At 48.1% G+C, this 4,841-nt stretch carries 6 protein-coding genes and 1 pseudogene (1 of these 7 running past the window's edge); 3 read left to right on the forward strand and 4 right to left on the reverse strand.

What is annotated here, in order from left to right; translation table 11 throughout:
• The 4 genes and pseudogenes from J5F18_RS01185 to dnaA all read right to left on the reverse strand — a co-directional run.
• On the reverse strand, window positions 1-392 hold the 5' portion of the coding sequence (locus tag J5F18_RS01185; protein ID WP_346302148.1) for a DNA gyrase subunit B. The gene continues 1,894 nt to the left of window position 1, outside the view; only the first 392 of its 2,286 coding nucleotides appear in the window; the start codon lies at window positions 390-392; its stop codon lies beyond the left edge, outside the window.
• Window positions 393-405: 13 nt separating this feature from the next.
• Window positions 406-1,494, reverse strand: coding sequence for a DNA replication/repair protein RecF (recF, locus tag J5F18_RS01190; RefSeq protein ID WP_346300546.1), 1,089 nt, complete (start codon window positions 1,492-1,494; stop codon window positions 406-408).
• A 17-nt stretch (window positions 1,495-1,511) separates the two neighbouring features.
• Window positions 1,512-2,472: pseudogene (gene dnaN / locus J5F18_RS01195) on the reverse strand (DNA polymerase III subunit beta).
• 36 nt (window positions 2,473-2,508) lie between these two features.
• Complete coding sequence (gene dnaA, locus J5F18_RS01200; RefSeq protein WP_346300547.1) at window positions 2,509-3,909, reverse strand: chromosomal replication initiator protein DnaA; 1,401 nt, start codon at window positions 3,907-3,909, stop codon at window positions 2,509-2,511.
• Window positions 3,910-4,192: 283 nt separating this feature from the next.
• Between dnaA and rpmH the strand changes: the two genes are divergently transcribed.
• From rpmH to yidD, 3 genes are all read left to right on the forward strand, one after another.
• Window positions 4,193-4,327, forward strand: a complete 135-nt coding sequence (rpmH, locus tag J5F18_RS01205) for a 50S ribosomal protein L34 (protein WP_126777617.1) — start codon at window positions 4,193-4,195, stop codon at window positions 4,325-4,327.
• A gap of 23 nt (window positions 4,328-4,350) precedes the next feature.
• Window positions 4,351-4,725 carry a ribonuclease P protein component gene (gene rnpA, locus J5F18_RS01210; protein WP_346300548.1) on the forward strand — a complete coding sequence of 125 codons (375 nt, stop codon included), beginning with the start codon at window positions 4,351-4,353 and terminating at the stop codon, window positions 4,723-4,725.
• Window positions 4,677-4,841: membrane protein insertion efficiency factor YidD (gene yidD, locus J5F18_RS01215; RefSeq protein WP_346302149.1), on the forward strand; the 165-nt coding region annotated here is incomplete at its 3' end. The genes rnpA and yidD, both read left to right, overlap by 49 nt.

A 4,841-nucleotide genomic window follows, 5' to 3' on the forward strand; every position in this document is an offset into this window, starting at 1 on the left:
AGCTTTGCAGACAGAGCGTTTACAACAGAGACACCCACACCATGCAAACCGCCCGATACTTTGTACGAGTTGTCGTCAAACTTACCGCCAGCATGAAGTACAGTCATAATAACCTGTGCAGCGGAGACGCCCTCTTCGGCATGCATTTCAACCGGAATACCACGACCATCATCACGAACAGAGACAGAGCCGTCTGAGTGCACCGTGACGTAAATTTCGTTACAGTGGCCTGCCAGCGCCTCATCGATAGAGTTATCGACCACCTCAAACACCATATGGTGTAAACCTGTACCGTCGTCGGTATCGCCAATGTACATTCCTGGACGTTTACGTACCGCGTCCAGACCTTTCAACACCTTAATACTCGACTGATCGTAATTACTAGCAGACATAGTTTCTTCCTGTTTAATCATTTTTGATTGTTCCTTGTTCCACGTGGAACAATCGAACTTCGGCATTCTCAAAACGATGTTGTAATTCTTCTTTGCGAATCGCTGTGATAAATACCTGACTTCCACTTTCCAACAATGCGTTGCAAAGTCTCTGTTGGTTATCCGCGTCTAGCTCAGCGGGTAAGTCATCGACTAAAATGACACATCGCTTGCCTAAACGCTCCGCGTAGTCAGCACTTTGCACTAACCGTAACGCCGCGACTAATAGCTTGAGCTGTCCACGTGACAACCGTTCGCGAGCGTCGACACCATCTACGCGGATTTGCCATTCCGCCTTAGTTGGCCCCACACTGGTGAAGCCTTGGCGCAAATCCAATTCAAGCTTGGCCGCTAATGCCTCGCTTAATGTTTGTTGCTCTTGCCACCCCTGCAACAAACGAAATTCAAATTCGTATTGCGGTAAAAACTGCTGGCAATACTTATTCAACTGTCGGTTTAGCCCGGTCAAATAGGCAGCACGCGCTTTTGTTACTGCTTCCCCAGCTGTGGCCAACTGTTGGTCCCAGTAAGCGCCACCCTGCTGATGGTAGCTGCGTTGCTTCAACAAACTATTTCTTTGCTTCAACAGTCGAGAAAACGTTAGCCACTGCGGATAATAACTTTGTTCCACGTGGAACAAGCCCCAATCCATGTATTGTCGACGCTCTTTCGGACCGTCTGTGACCAAGGTCACTCCTTCCGGTGTAATCAACTGAATCGGCATCAGCTTGGCTAACAAACTAAAGCGTTTTTCCGACTCGCCATTCATCCGAATCTCGGTATCGCCGTTACGAAAGCGACGAAAACCGACTTTTTGCATTTCGCCGTCTTCCGCGTCCTGAACGCGGGTAAACAAGGTTAATGCTTCGTTCTCATCTTGCACCACTTGGCGCACTTGATGCGTTCGAAACGAACGGCCAAAGCCTAAGCTATAAATCGCTTCGAGAACACTTGTCTTACCGCTACCATTCTCACCATAAATAATATTCACATGGCGACTGGGCTCAAGCTGGGCATTGGTAATATTTCGAAAATGCGCAATGACCAGCTGATTAATTTGCATAATGAAGTAGTGAACGCCTACAGACGCATTGGCATAACCACATAAAGCGCACCTTCGTCTTGATTATCTTCGACGATAGCACTGCTATTCGGGTCGCTTAAGGTGATTTTTACTTGCTCGCCGTGAATCGAATTCAACACATCCAGCAAATACGTCACGTTGAAGCCAATCTCAAACACAGGCCTGACGCAACAAGTCGCGATCCGCGACCACAATCCGGTCGCCACCGGTTGGCAATACACGACGGTAGTCTGGGAAACGGCCGTCAAGCAACTTACTGGTAAAGGTCATTCGGCCAGTCGCAACACGAATGTGATTCTGTCCTAGCGACAACGACACAACACTGTCGTCATCTTCCAATAACCGTAACAATTCAGAGACACCTTTGCGCGGCACAATCACTTGCTTATGCGGTAACGCCGCTTGTTCGAGTTTTACCGCAGAGAGCGCTAAGCGATGGCCGTCGGTTGCGACCGTACGCAAAATGTCTTCGTTAACTTCGAACAACATGCCGTTGAGGTAATAACGAACGTCTTGGTTCGCCATGGAAAAATGCGTTTTATCCATCAAGTCGCGCAAGTCGCCTTGCTCCATCTCGATTTGAACTTCACTTTCCCATTCATCAATGTTTGGATAGTCACTCGCCGGCAGCGTGCTCAATGAAAAGCGGCTTTTACCCGACTTGACTAAAGCCTTATCATCGCTGGCGGTAATCGTCACTTCAGCGCCTTCCGGCAACGAGCGAATAATATCGAGGAGTTTCTTCGCTGGAATGGTCACATCGCCCGGCTGTGCTTGCTCTAAGGTGACTTCCGACACCAATTCGACTTCAAGATCCGTGCCGGTTAAACGCAAACTCTCTTCGCTCACTTGCAACAACACGTTACTGAGAATCGGTAGGGTCGTCCGACGCTCAACAGCACCACTAACGACCTGCAACGGTTTGAGCAAAGCATCCCGTGAGATTGTAAATTTCATGCGGTTAACTCCTCTTCTTATTATTTAGTTGTCGCATCAAACCGATAAGGTCCGGTTCAAGTTACGATAGTCTTCCTGAATTTCGTGGTCTGATTCAATGAGTTCTTTAACCTTCCGGCAAGCATGCAATACCGTGGTATGGTCACGACCGCCGAATGCATCACCAATTTCTGGCAAGCTGTGACTCGTTAACTCTTTCGCCAACGCCATCGCCACCTGACGAGGACGCGCGACTGAACGCGTTCGGCGCTTCGAGGTTAGGTCGGACACCTTAATATGATAGTACTCCGCCACCGTACGCTGAATGTTATCGATTGTCACCAGCCGCTCTTGGGCTGCAATCAAGTCACGCAAAGCTTCTTTGACAAAATCTATGGTAATGTCACGACCAGTCAGCGTCACATTGGCAATGACCCGGTTCAACGCACCTTCTAATTCGCGAACGTTTGAACGTAAGCGCTTGGCAATAAAAAAGGCGACCTCATGAGGTAGTTTAATCTTACGCTCTTCCGCCTTACGTTCCAAAATGGCCACACGCGTCGGCAATTCCGGCGGCTCAATCGCGACCGTCAAACCCCAACCAAACCGTGACTTCAAACGTTCATCCACCCCTTCGATTTCTTTCGGGTAAACATCGCTTGTTAATATAACTTGTTGATTTCCTTCAAGAAGCCAGTTGAATGTATGGAAAAACTCGTCTTGAAAGTGGTCCTTTTTCGCAAAAAATTGCACGTCATCGATCAACAATGCATCGACACTGCGATAACTCTCTTTGAAACTGTCGATTTTGTTGTGTTTCATGGCATAGACCATGTCTTGAACAAATCGCTCTGCGCGCAAATAAAAGACTTTTGCGTCTGGTTTATTGGCCAAAATCCCATTGCCAATCGAATGCAACAAATGGGTTTTACCTAAACCGGTACCACCATAAATAAATAAAGGGTTATAGGCCTTACCTGGATTCTCTGCGACTTGTAATGCCGCTGCACGCGCTAACTGATTCGAACGGCCTTCAACGAAGTTCTCAAAGGTATAGGTCGGTTGCAGGTTGCTGTGTTGCAAAGAAATCGGCCGATCAGCCGGATTCGTTGTTGGCTTGGCTGGCTCTGCTGGAGCACGACTTGGAGCTGGAGCTGAATTGCGCTCAGGTGTTGCGGCTCTCGTCGCACTCGCACCGAGATCTTGCGGCTTCCGCGCACCACCCACTCGTAACTCGACATTCGGCGCTTCATCACCGGCGGTTGAGCGGAGAAAGGTCATGATTTGTTTTAAGTATTTGTCTTTCACCCACTCCATGACATAGGTGTTGGGTGCATAAAGAAAGAGCGTGTTGTTCTCGAAGTCCACCTGCAGCGGGCGGATCCAAGTACTGAATTGCTGCGCAGGCAATTCATTTTGTAATCGTGTCGCACAATTGTGCCACAGTGAATTACTCACGAAACACTCCTCTTCCTCGATTTTTATTGTTATCACTTTTGTAGCGAACAACCACCACAAGCCCTTTGCGAGCGATTCGGATCCTTGTCGTGATCCTTACTTGCGATCGCGCTTCACCCGACCTTCCATTCTACGTAAAATAGCCCGTCTAAGCTAGCTTTTTGCCACTGAAAAGGCAAAGTTATCCACAGGCATTAATTTCGAATTTAAGTTGACAGCGATCCGTTTTACTTGTAGAATCCGCGCTCATTTTGAAACCCAGATCAGCTACGGAATAACAGCTATGAAAAGAACATTTCAACCAAGTGTATTAAAACGCAAGCGTACTCATGGCTTCCGTGCGCGTATGGCAACCAAGAATGGCCGTCAGGTCCTGGCTCGCCGTCGTGCCAAAGGACGCAAGCGTCTGACTGCTTAATTCAGTTAAGCTCAGGCACCTGAGTGACTCAGTACGCATATTCTCGGGAGTTACGTCTGTTAACTCCCGCAGAATTCCAAAACGTCTTCAATAATCCCCCTGTAAAAGCCGTCAGTCGCGAATTCACGATGCTCGCGAAACCAAATGACTTGGCCTATCCTCGCTTGGGCGTCACAATAAGCAAAAAAACCGCCAAACGTGCTGTCGACCGCAATAAAATTAAACGAATTGTGCGCGAAACTTATCGTTTAAAGCAGCATAAACTGTCAGGCTTTGATATTATCGTCATCGCGAAGCCAGGGGTGACCAAATTAGACAATCATGCCCTGAGCGAATTACTGAATTATTTATGGCGAAAATTAAGCAAGCGCTGCGTGCAATACTCGTCGGCCTCTTAACAGGCTGCATTCGACTTTATCAGTGGTTTATTAGTCCACTGCTAGGTCCGCGTTGTCGTTTTGTCCCAACCTGTTCAGAATATGCGGTCAGCGCTTTAAAGAAGCATGGCGCTCTG

The organism is Halomonas sp. BM-2019 (assembly GCF_017584085.1).